We start from the raw sequence: 15,258 nt of genomic DNA, 5'->3' as shown, positions 1-15,258 counted from the left end.
GCACTGCTTTTGGCATGTTCTGATCCTATCGATCGAACTGTTGAAACCATATATTTTAATACAGAAAAGCGAGAAGCCTGGCAGAGCCAGGCTATCGGGAAGTTTTATGAACACTATTCCAACTCAGACAAGTCGAAGGAATATTATTAAGTAGCGGCCAGGAAGCCGGGAAATTACATCTTGAATTACTACCCCTCCGGCAAGTTGCTGACAGTTTGTGAAGATCCCGGCAGCGGTTGGAGTGGGCAATATACTAATGTCGACGAAGCAGCATTACAGAATTTGGCTCAGTTGAAAATCAGTCTGGACAGCATGCAGCTTTATGTAATTAAGGATAGCATTATCGGAAATAGCGCTTCTCCGTACGTTCAGGTGAAAAGTAATGTTTATCCTTACTGATTTCACTGAACTTACTCCCAGCCACCGCCAAGCGATCTGTACAGTTCAATTAGCCCTAAAAATTGCTGTTTCTGTACTTCAGTCAGATTAAGCTCGGCTTCGAGTACGCTTCGCTGGGCTGTGATAACTTCCAGGTAAGATGCGTAGCCGGTCAGGAAAAGGTCTTTTGAGGTCGCGACAGCTTGCTGTAAAACTTCCACTTCCTGCGTTTTGAAGTCATTGATCCTTTTTGTGTTCTCAATCTTTTTCAAACTTGTGCTAACTTCCTGAAAACCGTTAAGAACCGACTTGTTATAAGCATACAACGCTTCCAGACTGGCTGCCTCAGATCTTTTTTGTCCCGCCTTTAAAGCCTTGCGATTTACAAGCGGCCCGACCAAACCTCCCAGTGCATTGTAGGCGATCGAACCCGGAGAAAACAACAGATTGCTCTTAAAAGCATTGAAACCAAGAAACGCAGTGATATTAAGCGATGGCAAAAACGCCAGTTGAGCTGCCTGTTGCTCAGAATAGTTAGCGAGCAGATCGAGCTGTGCCTGCTGAATATCCGGCCTTCTTTTTAGCATATTGGCTGGAATACCCGTCACGACGGTTTGCGGGAAAGTTTGCTGCTGCGCGGTCCCGCGGGCTATTGGTTGGGGAAAACGTCCGAGCAGCAGGTTCAGGTTATTTTCCGTTTCAGTGATCTTTTGCTGGATCTCGAATTCAAGACTCTGCGTATTCAGCAGCTGTGCTGTCAGTTGTCGTACACCCAACTCGTTTGCCCGTCCGCCTTCCTTTTGAATCTTCACAGTTTCGACCGCGGATTGTTGCAAGATGATGTTTTTACGGATAATATTCAATTCAGCATCCAATGCTATCAACTCATAATAAGAAGACGCTATTTGCGCGATCAGCCCCGTCACAATTGCCTGGCGGGCTTTTTCAGATGCTAAAAACCGAGTGTATGCAGCTTTTTTCTGCGTTTTTAATTTTCCCCAGATATCGATCTCCCAGGAGCTTCTCAAACCCACAAAATAGTCGGGAAGGAACGGTGCCGGCAATCTTCTGTCTGCATCTATGTTATCGGAAAAATTAGTATCATAGTTACCAACTCCGTCCATTGTGTAATCTCCGAACTTCCTGCCTCCACCTGAAATCTCGCCGGTAACAGCGGGCAGCATTGCACCCTGCGCGATCAGAATGTTCGTTCTGGCTTGCTCAATCCTTTGAGCCGCCATTCTCAAATCCAGGTTTTGCTGTAAAGCAGTGTCTATCAGCGCTACCAGTTGCTGATCCTGGAAAAATGATCTCCACTGAATAGAGCCTATTCCTGTTGAATCGGATTGGTCTGCGAATGCAGGAGGTGTTTTTATCCCGGAAGCCTGCTCGACAGGCCGCATTAGTTTGCAACCTGAAAGAAAAAGCAGCGCGCCCACTACTAGCAGCGAATATCGCCTTTGATAAGTTTTCATTAAATAAGATTTTATGTAAGAAGGCAGCCGGAATATGTCCGACTGCCTGAAAGTCTGACCATTAACCCAGAATAGGTTCTTCGTGCTCGGCTTTTGCCTTTTTCGCAACCTTCGGACGGATCATACTGGCAAACAGCACATACAGACCCGGAATGATAATAATTCCGAACAATGTTCCGATGAGCATACCACCCGCAGCCGCTGTACCGATTGACCGGTTACCGATCGCACCTGCACCCGATGCCATTACCAGCGGGATCAGTCCGGCTACGAATGCGAGAGAGGTCATTAAGATTGGACGTAACCTTTCCGTAGCCCCTTCGAGCACGGCGTCGATCACGGACCTGCCCTCTTTCTGCCTGATAATCGCGTATTCCACGATCAGGATCGCATTTTTACCTAACAACCCAATCAGCATGACGAGCGAAACCTGTGCGTAAATGTTGTTTTCCAACCCCATTAATTTCAATGCAAGAAATGCACCGAAAACACCGGTTGGAAGAGACAAGATAACCGGAAGTGGGAGCAGGAAGCTCTCATATTGGGCCGCCAGCAGCAGGTACACAAATATCAGACAGACACCAAAAATGTAAATCGCCTGGTTTCCCGACAATATCTCCTCGCGCGTCATACCCGACCAATCGTAGGTAAATCCTTTCGGAAGGCTCGTAGCCGCAATTCGTTCCACGGCCTTAATAGCATCACCACTACTGTAACCCGGCGCGGCGTCACCATTGATCATCGCGGAAGTGTACATATTATATCGCGTCAATAGCTCGGGTCCGTACACTCTTTCGAGTCTGATGAATGTCGAGAATGGTACCATTTCGCCGCGGTTGTTTTTCACATAGAGTTTCAAAAGATCCTCCGGAGTGCGACGGTAGCTCGGGTCAGCCTGCACCATCACCTTATACATCTGACCAAAACGAATGAAATTGGAAGCATACAAACTACCTATCATCGTTTGCAGCGTACTCATAGCTGCGTCCACCGAAACGCCTTTTTTCGAAGCAATATCCGCATCAACATGGATCATATATTGCGGGAAACTTGCGTCAAAGCTGCTGAATGCGGATGCGATCTCCGGCGAAGCCATTAAATCCTTCACAAACTGGTTGGTTACTTCTGCCGTTTTTTGCAAATCCTCGCTTCCCGTACGGTCCTGAACCCGAAGCTCAAAACCACTTGAGTTACCAAAACCAGGCACGGTAGGAGGCGGGAAAAACTGAATATCGGCATCAGTAATATGCTTCGTTTTCTGCTCCATTTCTTTGATAATATCCTGAACAGAAGCAGTCCGCTGATCCCAGGGTTTCAGGTTGATCATCGCCATACCGTAGGAAGAGCCCGCAGATTCGGTGATCAAACTATATCCTGAAAGCGACGAAACGGATTCCACTGGTTCCAGCGACTGGGCTACTTTCTGGATTTCATCGAGTACAGCTTCCGTCCTTTCCACGGTAGCCGCCACGGGGGTAGTCACGTTTACGTTGATAACTCCCTGATCTTCTGTGGGAATAAAGCCCGTCGGGAGCACCGTATTAATGCCGTAAGTGCCAATGCAAAATGCCGCCAGCAAGCCGATAGTGACCATTCTTCTGCCTACTATCACGGAAAGCAGCTTTCTGTATTTATTGGAAATGCCATTATAACCATTGTTAAAACCTCTGAAAAAGCGATCGAGCAAGGTATTTTTCGAAGGCTGCCCGTGCGTGTTTTTCAGCATCAATGCGCAGAGTGCAGGTGTCAGCGTCAATGCGTTGATCCCTGATATTACGATGGAAATCGCCAGCGTGATAGAGAATTGCCGGTAGAAAATCCCTACCGGGCCGGACATAAATGCGACCGGAACGAATACCGCCGACATGACCAGCGTGATTGCAATGATCGCGCCGCTCATTTCTTTCATCGATTCAATCGTCGCTTCCCGGGCGTCGAGGTGCTTTTCCGCCATCTTGGCGTGCACGGCCTCGACGACGACAATCGCATTATCGACCACAATACCGATCGCAAGTACCAATGCAAACAAGGTTAGCAAGTTGATTGAAAACCCGAAAAGCTGCATGAAAGCAAATGTTCCGATCAAAGCGACAGGCACGGCGAGCGCCGGGATAACCGTAGAACGGAAATCCTGCAAAAAGAGGTAAACGATGATGATTACAAGGATAAATGCCTCGATCAGCGTACGCACAACCTCGTCAATAGACGCATCAAGGAAGCGGGAAACGTCATAGGAAACGAAATAGTCCATTCCCGGAGGAAAAGTAGTGCCTTTCAGCTCGGCAACTTTCGCCTTGATATTTTTGATTACTTCCTGCGCATTGGAGCCCGGCCGCTGCTTGATCATAATAGAAGCAGAAGGCTTTCCATTGGATTTCGAGGCCATATCATATTCCAGCGTACCGAATTCAATATCCGCTACGTCTTTCAGTTTCAGCATGGAACCGTCAGGATTCGATCTCAGGACAATATTTTCGTATTGAACCGGTTCGAAAAGCTTTCCTGTATATTTCAATACATACTGCAAAACCTGCGTTTCACGTCCCGACGCAACCCCCGTTTTTCCCGGAGCCGCAACCACGTTCTGGTCACGAATCGCCTGGACAACTTCGTCGGCGGACACATTATAGCTGTTCATTCGGTCGGGTTTCAGCCACACGCGCATCGAGTAATCCTTACTACCCATAATTTGCGCGCGACCTACGCCGTCGATCCTTTTGAGCTCTTTCAGGATATTAATATCCGCAAAATTGTACACGAAATCCTCAGCCACGGAGGTATCGGAACTCATGATATCGAGGTACATCAACATACTGTTTACCTCTTTTTCAGTGGTAACACCCGCTTTGATAACCTCTTCCGGCAATTCGTCAATCACCGTTTGCACACGGTTTTGAACGTTCACCGCCGCCAGATCCGGGTCTACGCCCACATTAAATGAAATCGTGATCGTAGTAACCCCGTCGTTTCCGGAGACCGACGTCATATAGGTCATTCCCGGCACCCCGTTGATCGCCTTTTCAAGCGGAACGGCCACCGCATCCACACACACTTCTGAGTTTGCGCCTGTATACGTGGCAGTTACGACAACTGAGGGCGGTACAATGTCAGGAAACTGCGAAACGGGCAGTCCTGTAAATGCCAAAATCCCGAGCAGGGTTATAAAGATTGAGATAACCAGTGACAGCACTGGCCGCTCTATAAATTTTTGAAACATGATTTTAAATTCAGGTGAGAAAAAAAGGTCTTATCGTGCGGTCAGCTCGATTTTGCTTCCCGGCACATTCAGACTGTCTTGTGAAACTGCTTTCGGGTTAATGGTCGCACCATCTTTCAAACCCTGCAATCCCTCACAAACAATCGTTTCCCCTGATTCTAATCCTGATTTTATTACATAATAACCTGATAATCTTGATCTTGGCACAAAACTGCGCGTTTTGATCTTATTATCTTTACCCAGCACGTACACAAAGTTTTTATCCTGAATTTCAAAAGCAGCTTTTTGCGGAATAAGGATCGCATTCTCAACTGTATTCGTCAGCCGGATCGTACCTGTCGAACCGTGTTTCAGCAACTTTTCGGGATTTGAAAAGCGCGCACGGAATGCGATCGAGCCGGTACCTTCGTCGAATGCGCCTTCCATGGTTTCAATAGTTCCCTTGTGTTTGAAGAAAGAACCGTCGGCAAGTTCCAGTTCTACGATCGCTTCCTCGTTCGAAGCTTTGCCTCTTGCCCGGATATATTCCAGGTATTCATTCTCAGATACATTGAAATATGCGAATACATTTTTGGTGTCGGAAAGCGTCGTGAGCAGCGTTCCTTCGTCGATCAGACTTCCCATTTTATGCGGAATACGGTCGATAACCCCGTCGAAAGGCGCTTTGATCTCGGTTCGGGCAAGCTGAATCGCTGCATTGGATTTTTCTGACCTGGCTTCTTCAATTTTTGCATTCGCTGCTGCAAGCTTGGCGTCGGCTACATCGATCTCAGTTTTGGAGATGACATTTTTATCGACGAGCATTTTGACCCTTTTCAGTTCAAGTTCAGCGCCTTTCGCTTCTGCTATTGCACTTTGAAGGTTAGCCTTCGCTTTGGCCAGCTGCGCCTCATATTCTTCGTTATTGATCCTGAAAAGTGTTTGTCCTTTACGCACTTCTTTACCCTCGTCCACATATACTTCTTCCAGGTAGCCTTTCACCCGGGCGTATATTTCTACGTTTCTGACGGCATGTATATCTCCCACATATTCGCGGTGGAGTTTGGTATTCTGAGGTTTCAGTTCGGTAACTGGTATGGTACGGATGCTGTCGGCAGCTCCGGAAGTGGTTTCACTCCTGGAAGCGCACCCGTAAGCAAAAACGCTTACCAGCAAAAGGAGAGACCATTTGAAATTTTTCATAATGAGTAGTTGAATGGATGATTATGGAGCTTCGGGGTGAAAAGGAATAGTCCTGCGGCCGGTTAGGGCACAGTATAAATGAATATCCTGGGCGCAATGTGCAGTTGTAAATGCACACTGATCCTGGTGGTCAATCAATTATAGAAAATGAATGAAGGAAAACAGCGATGCTGTTAGAATGGGCACAGACGGTGCAAAAAGCTGTAATAGCCGGGAAGCACGAAAGTACTTCTTGAAATAATAGGCAGAGTAACCGATTCCCGGACGGTTTTAGGGAATATGGTAATGTTGTATTCAGGAGAAGCCTGATCTACGATTGTGAGAAACCGGAAACTTGAATGCCGGTGACGAAGCAGGTCGTTCAGACTTTCCTGCCACTCAAATTCATCGGCACGAACGATCGTTAAGTTCTTCCGGATCGTATCGTCTTCAAGCACGATATCCTTCTCCTTGGTATCCTGATTCTCGTGTATCGAGAAGGTTCCGGCACCCGCTTCCAATTTGCACGACGATACCGTTCGTTCCGCAAAAACGGGAGAAACGAGAACGTGCACAAGGCAGAAAAACAATACAAAAGTTCTTTTTATCATGATGCTGATTGAGATCAGTACATTAAAAAATTCATACTTTTATAATGAATTCAAGAATGATTGGAACTATTAATGCGGAATGTTAATATCATTACCTGATAGTCCAAATGTAACAATTCAAATGTAGAATCCAAATTTAAAGTTCTGTTAACGAGTGTTAACAAATTCAGATTTAAAAGAAAATGAATGCCAAACTGGTTTTCTCCAAAAAAATCATCAACTTTTAATGATTTCACCATAGAAGTTATGGGTAGGAGAAAAAGGTGATAAAGTATAAAGTCCGTGCCATGAAAATAAAGCCGATCCGCATCGGGCGGTTTTTACTAACTAAAATGACAGCCTCCGACGGGGAAAAGTACCATCAGCTGAGCGATGACGAGGAAGTGATGAAGTACGTAACCGGCTACGCACTCAACCGCGAGGAGTCGGACAAAATGCTGAGCGTAATGCTGGCAGAGCATGGTGACGATACTTATCTGGGCAGGTATTTTATTGAGGAGGTCGTAACCGGCGAACTGATCGGAGCGGCGAAACTCGACCAGGTCGGTTCGGAAATTGAGATCGGGTACCGGATACAAAAAGCGCATTGGCACAAAGGTATCGCGACGGAGATTGCAGAAGGATTGATCAGGTTCTCGAGAGGAACTTTGAATGCAAAAACAGTGATCGCTTTTGTGAATATTGATAATGCGCCTTCTATCCGCGTGCTTGAAAAGGCGGGAATGAAAAATGTGCAGACCATTGAAGATATTGATGAGGTCAAATACAAATTTATTCATTCAACCCAACCACAATCTGCGATTGGAAAAGCGTTTCACGGCTTTTTCAGGTGGTTCAACTCTAAAAATTAGGTAGTTACTAATATTAATACTTCCCTTCAGCGTCTGCCATGGAATACCTGAAAGTGTAGTAGCTGGATTCTTCGGTCGGAACATCTTCCGGCGCTCCTTTGTAGTAGCTGATAATTTCAACCTTGACAAATTTACCTTCCGCTGTCTTCAACAAAATAGTTCTTCCCAGAATCGGCAGAATTGCATGCACGCTCATATCGTATTTGTACCACGAATTTCCGCTTCCGCCCTGAATAGCAAATCCTGCATCGCTGTCAGATTTATAACCATCTTTGGGTGCTTCTGTAACCGATGCGAAAGGTTTTTCAACAACGATTGCGCCAGCCTGGCCTGGGCCGCTGGTGCCGCTATTTATCGCAATAGTCGTTTTGCTGAATGCAATATCCCATTTTGTCGATTTAGCCTCACTTGCCGGTACCTCTTTGCCGGTAACAAAACTGAAATAGCTGTAAGGCGTCGCATTTGCATTGAGATCTTTTACTACTATAATTTCCGCAGCAGCATTATGATCAGGAGCATGCAGGTTTGAGTCGGGCATATACAAGGCAGAAGTGAGAAGTGAAATGGACAATATCAGAATCTTCATAGAAAACGATTTTTGAATTTATAAAAAAAGAGGGGCGCACGCAAAGTAACGCCCCTATTGAATGTTTTAAACGCCTTTTTTAATCAGCTTATATTCGAGTTTCGGCTTGCCGCGCTCGCCGCCGTCGCCTGGATGGAAGCTTACAAAACGCAGCTTATAAATGTTGCCCGCAGGATCTTTGATCAGGTAAAAACGATCCGTTTTCACACCCACAGTCCCACCCGAAGTTACCCGCCATTTCGAACCGATCGCATCCGCATCTTTTGAGAAAGTGATGCCAGTCAGATTGGTTTCTGCGAATGCATCATAAGTAGCAGTAGTAGTCAAAACTTCCGCAGTTTCTACATTAGCCTGTTTGTTGGTAAAAACCAGGTCGGAGAATCCGTAAGGAATCAGGCCGGTGCCGAAATTGGTGTAATACATACTATATCCCCATTGCAGGTCCCAGCGATCTTTGGCAGGCTCCACATCCACGGTAGCGCCTTTTTCAAGCGATACATATTCAAAATTCAAAGTTGCATCTTTCGTCACATCAAGCGTTTTGAATGTGGTTTCATTCAACTTCGCATATTGGACCGAGTACCCTGTTCCTCTACGTAAAACGCGGATTTTGTAAAGCTGATCAGCAGGCAAAACCGTAGCTGAACCTCCTTTGCGGTTCAATACATATACTTTATTGTCTGCGTCAGTTGCGGAAATTTCTTTAATAACCGTTTTGGTTAAATCGCCTTTTGCATCATCAACCAGTGCCAGCTTCCCCATTCCCTGGCCCACTGCAAGTGAGTCGGCGACCAGATCTTTGTCGGTAACTGTATTAATATCCGTTTTGTTGATCAGCAATGCAGAAGCGCCATTTGTTCCGTTGATCGTCACACGGAAATCGGCGCCGCTGTAAAATCCGAGGTCCCAGCTGTCGCGGAAAACGGCGGTTTGCACATTAGAACTCAGATCAAGAAAAACTGAATTGGCTGCACTGCTGCCGGGCTCTGCGCCCGCGATTCCATTCAATTGAATACTGGTACCTTCGGAAATGATCGCCTTAAAGCTCAGTTTCAGATCCGTAGCAGTCCCTACCGCTGCAGGCGCGCCCACCGAAGTGACTTTGAATGTAATGCTTTCGTCACCATCAAGCAATACACCCGCTTTCTTGGCCACTTTAAAAGATACAGAAGACTGGCCCGCCGGTACTGATAATGCAATCGCATTGTTGACCACAGCCGGCGTGGTGGTAAATTCGGTATTGTAAGTCAGTTGCGTAGGCGTCACCGAAACGGTAATAGGAGTAACCACATCCACGGCCCGCGAAAGGATAATTTTCACTTCCGTTTCTTCCCCTTCAAAACCTTTTTCGGCACTTTCAAACCCGGCTACGTTGTCAGGAAGCGGCGGTTCTTCATCGGTACACGCATTAAAACTTCCCAGAAATGCAATCAGCAACAACGATTTGGCTATTTTCTTCATCTTGATTTGATTTATGTAAAAAGGGTATTTGTTAATTTTTTGACCACTGGATATTTAACCCGAGAAACCACGACCGGCCGTAGGACATCGGTACTGCGCCGCCGGTACTGTGTGCCCCGCCGGTATCGGTTGAAGTATTATTAAGGGTAGTAACATTGAAGAGGTTTCGCGCGCCGGCGAGCAGGTTCACGTATTTACCGAAAGACTTATTAACCGTCAGATCTGCGGTGTGAAAGCCCTCTGTCTCAGCCAGGTTTACGTTGATCAGGTCCGCAGATTCGTAATTGGGCCGCTTGCCGGAATATTTGTAAAAAAGGTTAACCCCTGCACGGATTTTGGTGAAAGTATAAAGCAAGTATGCATTGATTTCCGGCGACCATTGAAATTGCGGCAGCTCGCCGTATAGCTCCGGATCGGCAGAAAACTGATTGTATCTTCCAATATAACTTCCCCCTAGACTTGCCTGAATGTGTTTGGTAAACAGCTTATTATCAATCGTGAAACCCGTGGTTTTGAATAAATGCACATTGAGGTAAGTTGTCCTGCTGGCATTTTGCGGGTCCAGCGCCAGGTCGATCAGGTCATTGAAAATGTTGTAAAAACCGCCGAGCGTAGAAGTAAGGCGGAAATGCGGCCGAGTAGCTGCCTGCCACGCGAGGAATGAATTAAAGCTATTCGAGTATTCCGCTTTGAGATTCGTATTACCGTGAATCGAATGGGATGCGTCCACAAAGTCGAAATACAGCTCACGCAATGCCGGCGAGCGAAAACCACGGGCATAGCCGAAACGGAAGTCCAGGGTTTTGGAAATTGTCAGTTTACCATTCAATGAAGGAATTGCCGGCGGCGCGTCGTAAACTGAATTTTTGAGAAAACGTAGTCCCGGAGTAAGTCGCAACACATCGCCCACCTTGATTTCGGGAGCTATAAACACAGCATATTCGGCAATTCCAGGAGTTCCGGAAATCCGCGCGCCCGAGCTTCCATTGTCTGAAAAATCGATCCCCGACATAATGGAAAATGCATTCGACACTTTATAAAAAGCAGTTCCCCTGAGAAAAGTGGTTGTAAAAATGGACTTATCCTGCGAGCCGGGTTCAAGCGACAAAGTGCGGCGGTCGTTTGCATCAACGTTCGTGCTGAGCGTTCTTCGCGAGTAGTCGGTGTAGGAAAGTACGCCATTCAGGTTCAGCTTTTCATTCACCTTCAACTCAGACTGTACCTGGTGAAACCATCGCTTGGAAGTGTAATCCTTATCGCCTGCGATCTGTGTATAAATATTCCTTTTGCCGAAGTACCGGATCGTTTCGTCGGCTCCATTGAAACGGTACCAGATATTCCATCTGCTGCCCTGGTAGCGCGCGCCGGCGGTATAAAGCATTTGTTCTTTGGGCATCCAGTCCTTTTCGCGCCCGACGGATTTCCCTTGCCAGCCGCCAAAATTATTTCTGGAAACATTCCCTGAAAATTGCAGACGCTGATTCTGCCAGGTTAAGGCGAGACTCTGATTATGAATACCTTTTTTGTCAAATGCATTGTATTCTTTTCCCGCAGTTTCTTCCTGCATCCGCGCACTCAGGATCAGATTAGATCCGGAATGCCCTTTTTTAGTAATAATATTGATTACCCCGGCCAGCGCGTCTGTACCGTACATCACCGACATGGGCCCTTCGACGATCTCTATACGTTCAATGCTATTGATATCGATCTGCCCCAAACTCTCCCGCGTACTGCCGCGATCTACCATCGGAATTCCGTCCAGCAGGATCTTGACATTTCGCCCGGACATGCCCATTAACTGAATATCGCTGGTACCTAATGTGAGGTCATTGGAAAAGCGGATGCCCAATTCGGTGTTCAAAACCGTTTGCAGATTAGTCGCGCCCCGCATCCGGATCCGCTCGCTGTCGATCGTGCGAACCTGATAAACGGAGTTTCTAAGTGATTGAGGTTCAGATTGCCCGGTAACCACCATTTCCATTAGCTGAATAGGGTTCTCGGCTGTTTTCTCTTCAATGACACCTTCTTCTGTTTGCGCGCAAACGCTTGCTGTACAGATCACCAGACATACCAAGGTAAAGATTGATCTCATTGAAAGATTATTTAGACTAATTATGAATACAAAGTAAATGTATTATTTAGACTAAATACAAATTAACATACAAGAAATAAATTCGGACCTTTAAAAGGTCTAAAATGACGGGTAGTGATTAGAAAATCGGGTAGAAGGTTATTTAATGGTAGCTTCGAGATTCACGGTCACGATATCTTTCAGTTTCCAGTCTTTCTCACCGATCTTGTAATCAAGCCGGTTGACCTCGAAAGTACTTGCGAGCAGGTAGCTGCCATCTGCATTCTTTTTTGCTTCAAAAGGCAGGGTAACGGTCTTGGAAACGTCGCGGATGGAAAGGGTGCCGGTAGCCTGGTATTTCGCTCCACGCTTCTCGACTTTGGAAGATTTGAAATGGATATTAGGATACTTTTCGACATAAAAATACTTGTCGCTTTTCATGTCCTTATCCCGCGTGTTGCTCTTGGTATCGAAGGTATTTGCCGCAATTTTAATATCGAATGAAGCATTCTCGGGGTTCTTTTCATTAAAAACGGCAGTCCCCGTCGGCGCGGCGAAAGTACCGTTACAGGTTCCCATGATAAACTTCACACTGAATTTCGTAGAGCCGGAAATGATTTTGGAAGTCTGTGCCGACACAAGACTGGAAACAAGAAAGAATGCAAGTAAGAAAAGTCCGTTTTTGAGCGAGCGCATGCAAGTGTTGTTGATGTTGTGCGACTATTTTTCTTCCAGCAAAGATTCTCCAAAAGACTGGTCTCCCGAAGTCCATTGCCATTTTTCATGCATACGTAATTTTCCATTCGGAAGTTGCTCGGGAGTAGATTTACAGATGCCCGTTGTGATCTCGCCTTTGTCGTTCACCTGGTGATAGCGCATATCCAGCTTTCCCTGTTCATCCACAATTGCAATCAAATGCCCGCTTTTGATCCGCCCGCCCGAATAGGTTGACGTCACAATATTTCCGGTTTGCTTATAAATGAAATGCATTTCCAGATCCACTTCCCCATTTTCAGAATTAGATAACGGGAAGAAAACCTTATTGTCGTAATTGATCATATTTCAAAAAATGGTCTTTATCATCCCTAATATAGCGATAAAGACCATTTTCAGATCATATAACCGCAGTAATCCACCACACATTTCCGCAAGGATCAGCTACGCCGCAGCTCCGGCCATAATCCTGGTCTGCCGGTTCCATTACACTTTCGCCGCCCGATTCGAGTGCTTTATTGTAGGTATCGTCCGCATTTTCAACGTACACAAACATATGTGCAGGTTTGGGAGCCCATTCCGCGCGGCTGTCACAAAACATAATCGTACTCTCGCCGATTGAAACTTCGGAATGCTTGATCAGGCTCGGATCGTCGTCCTGGAAATGGACTGAAGAAACCGTCGCGCCAAATACAGTTTCGGTGAAATCCTTGAACCTGGATGCCTTTTCCAGCATTAAATAAGGCATTACGGTCTGGTGGCCATTTGGAATTTTGATCGTGCTCATGCTATTTTTATGGTTAGTTTGAGACAAATGTAAAATGGCTGTTAAAGCTGAAATTGGAAAAACACGACATCATACATCACGATATTCAGTCGCCTCCGAATTGCCTGAAAAATACCTGTCCGGGTGCTCGCCGGAGAAGGTTTTGAAGTCGTGGATAAAATGCGATTGATCATAATAACCAGCTTCGTAGGCAATCTCGGTCAGCGACTTTTCTTTATCTCCGTACGCATTCATAGCGGCGTGAAACCTGATAATGCGGGAAAAAAGCTTGGGACTGAACCCTGAAAAAGCCTTAAATTTCCTTTCAAACTGCCTCGTAGACAATGCATTCCGCTGCGCAAGTTCGGTAACACTCGTCAGTCCGTTACTTTGGATAATCTGGCTGATCATAGCAAATGCGGCGGGCTCCGGCTGCGCGTTTCTGGTCAGGCACCCTCGCATAAACTGGCACATGATCGCAATCCTGACCTGATTATTTTCCGCCAGCATTATTTTTTCTTCCAGCTCTAAGCCCTTCTTTCCCAGCATACTATGCAGATCAGGCATTTCATTGACGGTTTCAATTGTTGGCATTCCAAATAACGCCGGCACTGCAAAAGGGTAGAGGTACACACCAAAAATGCCAAAATCCTCGCTGATACGAAACCGCCGGTAAAGCGAGGTTGGGCCAGTCAAGCCGGCAATGAAAGATAATTCTGCATTCCCGGCCCGGTCAATTTCGTCGAACCTGCCTTTGTAATGGAATACCAGCTCAGGAAATCCGTCAGCCAGTGTTTTGTGGAAATAGGGTTTTTCTGCGGATACCTCATGTTCCAGCACCCAGAAACACTTCACGAACGGAGCTAGGTCTGGCGGGGGCAAAATGGTGTAGTATTGCATGGGAGCTGCTGCAATTTTATGTTAATCTACTATTCCTATATATTTAAGAGAATATCATTATTAAATGATTTGAAATTTATATTTTTGAAATCTCTTTAATACATTTGATCAGTAATTTGCCACTTGGAAATGATCGGCAATGCCACTGAAAACGTTGAGTTTATCAGTATTATAGTCTAATTGATTACCTATATACTCAGTTTCTGTATGAAATTAGTGCCAATAGAAAAGCGTAGCGGTTTGACCCGTGAAGAGTTTATTGAAAATTATCTGAAACCAAGCCGGCCGGTCGTTTTTACCGATCTGGCGAAAGATTGGCCTGCGGTTCAGAAATGGACATTTGAGTGGTTGAGGGAAAATCACGGCGATCTGGATGTACCCCTGGTTGACAAGCACCTGCACGACGCCGATAAATATTTTCAGATTGCGAAAACCATGAAGTTCGGCGAGTATCTGTCGCTGATTGAGAAAGGCCCTACCGACCTGCGTATCTTTCTTTTTGATATTTTTAAGAAGATCCCTGAGCTTGCAAACGACATCCGTTTTCCGACGATTATGGATGGATTTTTGAAATCTTACAAGTTTGTATTCTTCGGAGGTCAGGATTCGATTACCAGCCTCCACTACGATATGGATTGCTCCAATGTGTTCCTGACGCAGTTTCAGACGCGCAAGCAGGTAATCCTGTTTTCTCCCGAAGAAAGCCGCAGGTTATATCATCACCCGTTTACGGTGATGAGCAAAGTGGATCCTTTGAACCCAGATTACGAACGTTTCCCTGCTTTGAAAGGCGCAACAGGACATGAAACCACGTTGCTTCACGGCGAGACGATCTTTATTCCTTCTCTGTGGTGGCACCATATCCGCTATGTCGACGGCGGTTTCAGCCTTGCTTTGAGAGCGAATAACTCGATTTTCACAGCGGTAAGAGGTGGAATGAACCTGGTTCGCCACGCCTTTGTAGACAGAAGCATGACCAAGTTGCTCGGTCTCGACTGGCAGCACTGGAAAGAGAAAAAAGCAGTTGAAAATGCGCAAAGTGTGCTGAGACAACAGGCATAAGGCAG

14 protein-coding genes are annotated in these 15,258 nt (G+C 46.1%); 3 read left to right on the top strand and 11 right to left on the bottom strand.

The features are described 5' to 3' along the window. Positions 1-180: 180 nt before the first annotated feature. Complete coding sequence (locus KOD92_RS12655; protein WP_215233933.1) at positions 181-399, top strand: hypothetical protein; 219 nt, start codon at positions 181-183, stop codon at positions 397-399. 11 nt (positions 400-410) lie between these two features. Here the strand turns inward: KOD92_RS12655 and KOD92_RS12650 are convergent, their stop codons facing one another. From KOD92_RS12650 to KOD92_RS12635, 4 genes are all read right to left on the bottom strand, one after another. Then, positions 411-1,853 (bottom strand): efflux transporter outer membrane subunit, encoded by a 1,443-nt coding sequence (locus KOD92_RS12650; protein ID WP_215233932.1) that lies wholly within the window; start codon positions 1,851-1,853, stop codon positions 411-413. A 61-nt stretch (positions 1,854-1,914) separates the two neighbouring features. Then, a complete protein-coding gene (locus KOD92_RS12645; protein ID WP_215233931.1) occupies positions 1,915-5,070 on the bottom strand; it encodes an efflux RND transporter permease subunit in 3,156 nt (1,051 codons plus the stop codon). Between the two features lie 30 nt (positions 5,071-5,100). Beyond that, positions 5,101-6,252: an efflux RND transporter periplasmic adaptor subunit gene (locus KOD92_RS12640; protein ID WP_215233930.1), complete on the bottom strand. Its 1,152-nt coding sequence runs from the start codon at positions 6,250-6,252 to the stop codon at positions 5,101-5,103. 173 nt (positions 6,253-6,425) lie between these two features. Next, the gene (locus KOD92_RS12635) at positions 6,426-6,842 is read right to left on the bottom strand and encodes a hypothetical protein (RefSeq protein ID WP_215233929.1); all 417 of its coding nucleotides are present in this window, start codon (positions 6,840-6,842) and stop codon (positions 6,426-6,428) included. A gap of 287 nt (positions 6,843-7,129) precedes the next feature. On the opposite strand from KOD92_RS12635, the gene KOD92_RS12630 reads away from it, so the two are divergent. Next, positions 7,130-7,693 (top strand): GNAT family N-acetyltransferase, encoded by a 564-nt coding sequence (locus KOD92_RS12630; protein WP_215233928.1) that lies wholly within the window; start codon positions 7,130-7,132, stop codon positions 7,691-7,693. Between the two features lie 13 nt (positions 7,694-7,706). Here KOD92_RS12630 and KOD92_RS12625 read toward each other — a convergent pair whose 3' ends face one another. The 7 genes from KOD92_RS12625 to KOD92_RS12595 all read right to left on the bottom strand — a co-directional run bounded on the left by KOD92_RS12625 (position 7,707) and on the right by KOD92_RS12595 (position 14,191). After that, positions 7,707-8,279: an HmuY family protein gene (locus KOD92_RS12625; RefSeq protein ID WP_229254654.1), complete on the bottom strand. Its 573-nt coding sequence runs from the start codon at positions 8,277-8,279 to the stop codon at positions 7,707-7,709. A gap of 66 nt (positions 8,280-8,345) precedes the next feature. Continuing rightward, positions 8,346-9,740: an HmuY family protein gene (locus tag KOD92_RS12620; protein ID WP_215233927.1), complete on the bottom strand. Its 1,395-nt coding sequence runs from the start codon at positions 9,738-9,740 to the stop codon at positions 8,346-8,348. A gap of 31 nt (positions 9,741-9,771) precedes the next feature. After that, positions 9,772-11,832: a TonB-dependent receptor plug domain-containing protein gene (locus KOD92_RS12615; protein ID WP_229254653.1), complete on the bottom strand. Its 2,061-nt coding sequence runs from the start codon at positions 11,830-11,832 to the stop codon at positions 9,772-9,774. A gap of 138 nt (positions 11,833-11,970) precedes the next feature. Next, positions 11,971-12,507 carry a YceI family protein gene (locus KOD92_RS12610; protein WP_215233926.1) on the bottom strand — a complete coding sequence of 179 codons (537 nt, stop codon included), beginning with the start codon at positions 12,505-12,507 and terminating at the stop codon, positions 11,971-11,973. Between the two features lie 24 nt (positions 12,508-12,531). After that, a complete protein-coding gene (locus tag KOD92_RS12605) occupies positions 12,532-12,870 on the bottom strand; it encodes a n-acetylglutamate synthase (RefSeq protein WP_215233925.1) in 339 nt (112 codons plus the stop codon). A gap of 55 nt (positions 12,871-12,925) precedes the next feature. Next, positions 12,926-13,312, bottom strand: coding sequence for a VOC family protein (locus tag KOD92_RS12600; RefSeq protein WP_215233924.1), 387 nt, complete (start codon positions 13,310-13,312; stop codon positions 12,926-12,928). 69 nt (positions 13,313-13,381) lie between these two features. Then, complete coding sequence (locus KOD92_RS12595; RefSeq protein ID WP_215233923.1) at positions 13,382-14,191, bottom strand: helix-turn-helix domain-containing protein; 810 nt, start codon at positions 14,189-14,191, stop codon at positions 13,382-13,384. Positions 14,192-14,398: 207 nt separating this feature from the next. Here KOD92_RS12595 and KOD92_RS12590 point away from each other — a divergent pair, with 207 nt between their 5' ends. Next, positions 14,399-15,253 (top strand): cupin-like domain-containing protein, encoded by an 855-nt coding sequence (locus tag KOD92_RS12590; protein ID WP_215233922.1) that lies wholly within the window; start codon positions 14,399-14,401, stop codon positions 15,251-15,253. The last annotated feature ends 5 nt before the right edge of the window (positions 15,254-15,258 follow it).

It is taken from the genome of Dyadobacter linearis (assembly GCF_907165045.1).
GTDB lineage: Bacteria > Bacteroidota > Bacteroidia > Cytophagales > Spirosomataceae > Dyadobacter > Dyadobacter linearis.
This window is presented reverse-complemented; position numbering and strand designations above follow the sequence as displayed.

What these genes read in the sequence shown, in the direction of transcription:
- KOD92_RS12630 (WP_215233928.1), top strand. Translation starts at nt 7,130, where the DNA reads ATGAAAATAAAGCCGATCCGCATCGGGCGGTTTTTACTAACTAAAATG.
- KOD92_RS12595 (WP_215233923.1), bottom strand. Translation starts at nt 14,191, where the DNA reads ATGCAATACTACACCATTTTGCCCCCGCCAGACCTAGCTCCGTTCGTG.
- KOD92_RS12610 (WP_215233926.1), bottom strand. Translation starts at nt 12,507, where the DNA reads ATGCGCTCGCTCAAAAACGGACTTTTCTTACTTGCATTCTTTCTTGTT.
- KOD92_RS12645 (WP_215233931.1), bottom strand. Translation starts at nt 5,070, where the DNA reads ATGTTTCAAAAATTTATAGAGCGGCCAGTGCTGTCACTGGTTATCTCA.
- KOD92_RS12605 (WP_215233925.1), bottom strand. Translation starts at nt 12,870, where the DNA reads ATGATCAATTACGACAATAAGGTTTTCTTCCCGTTATCTAATTCTGAA.
- KOD92_RS12640 (WP_215233930.1), bottom strand. Translation starts at nt 6,252, where the DNA reads ATGAAAAATTTCAAATGGTCTCTCCTTTTGCTGGTAAGCGTTTTTGCT.
- KOD92_RS12590 (WP_215233922.1), top strand. Translation starts at nt 14,399, where the DNA reads ATGAAATTAGTGCCAATAGAAAAGCGTAGCGGTTTGACCCGTGAAGAG.
- KOD92_RS12620 (WP_215233927.1), bottom strand. Translation starts at nt 9,740, where the DNA reads ATGAAGAAAATAGCCAAATCGTTGTTGCTGATTGCATTTCTGGGAAGT.
- KOD92_RS12600 (WP_215233924.1), bottom strand. Translation starts at nt 13,312, where the DNA reads ATGAGCACGATCAAAATTCCAAATGGCCACCAGACCGTAATGCCTTAT.
- KOD92_RS12625 (WP_229254654.1), bottom strand. Translation starts at nt 8,279, where the DNA reads ATGAAGATTCTGATATTGTCCATTTCACTTCTCACTTCTGCCTTGTAT.
- KOD92_RS12615 (WP_229254653.1), bottom strand. Translation starts at nt 11,832, where the DNA reads ATGAGATCAATCTTTACCTTGGTATGTCTGGTGATCTGTACAGCAAGC.
- KOD92_RS12635 (WP_215233929.1), bottom strand. Translation starts at nt 6,842, where the DNA reads ATGATAAAAAGAACTTTTGTATTGTTTTTCTGCCTTGTGCACGTTCTC.
- KOD92_RS12650 (WP_215233932.1), bottom strand. Translation starts at nt 1,853, where the DNA reads ATGAAAACTTATCAAAGGCGATATTCGCTGCTAGTAGTGGGCGCGCTG.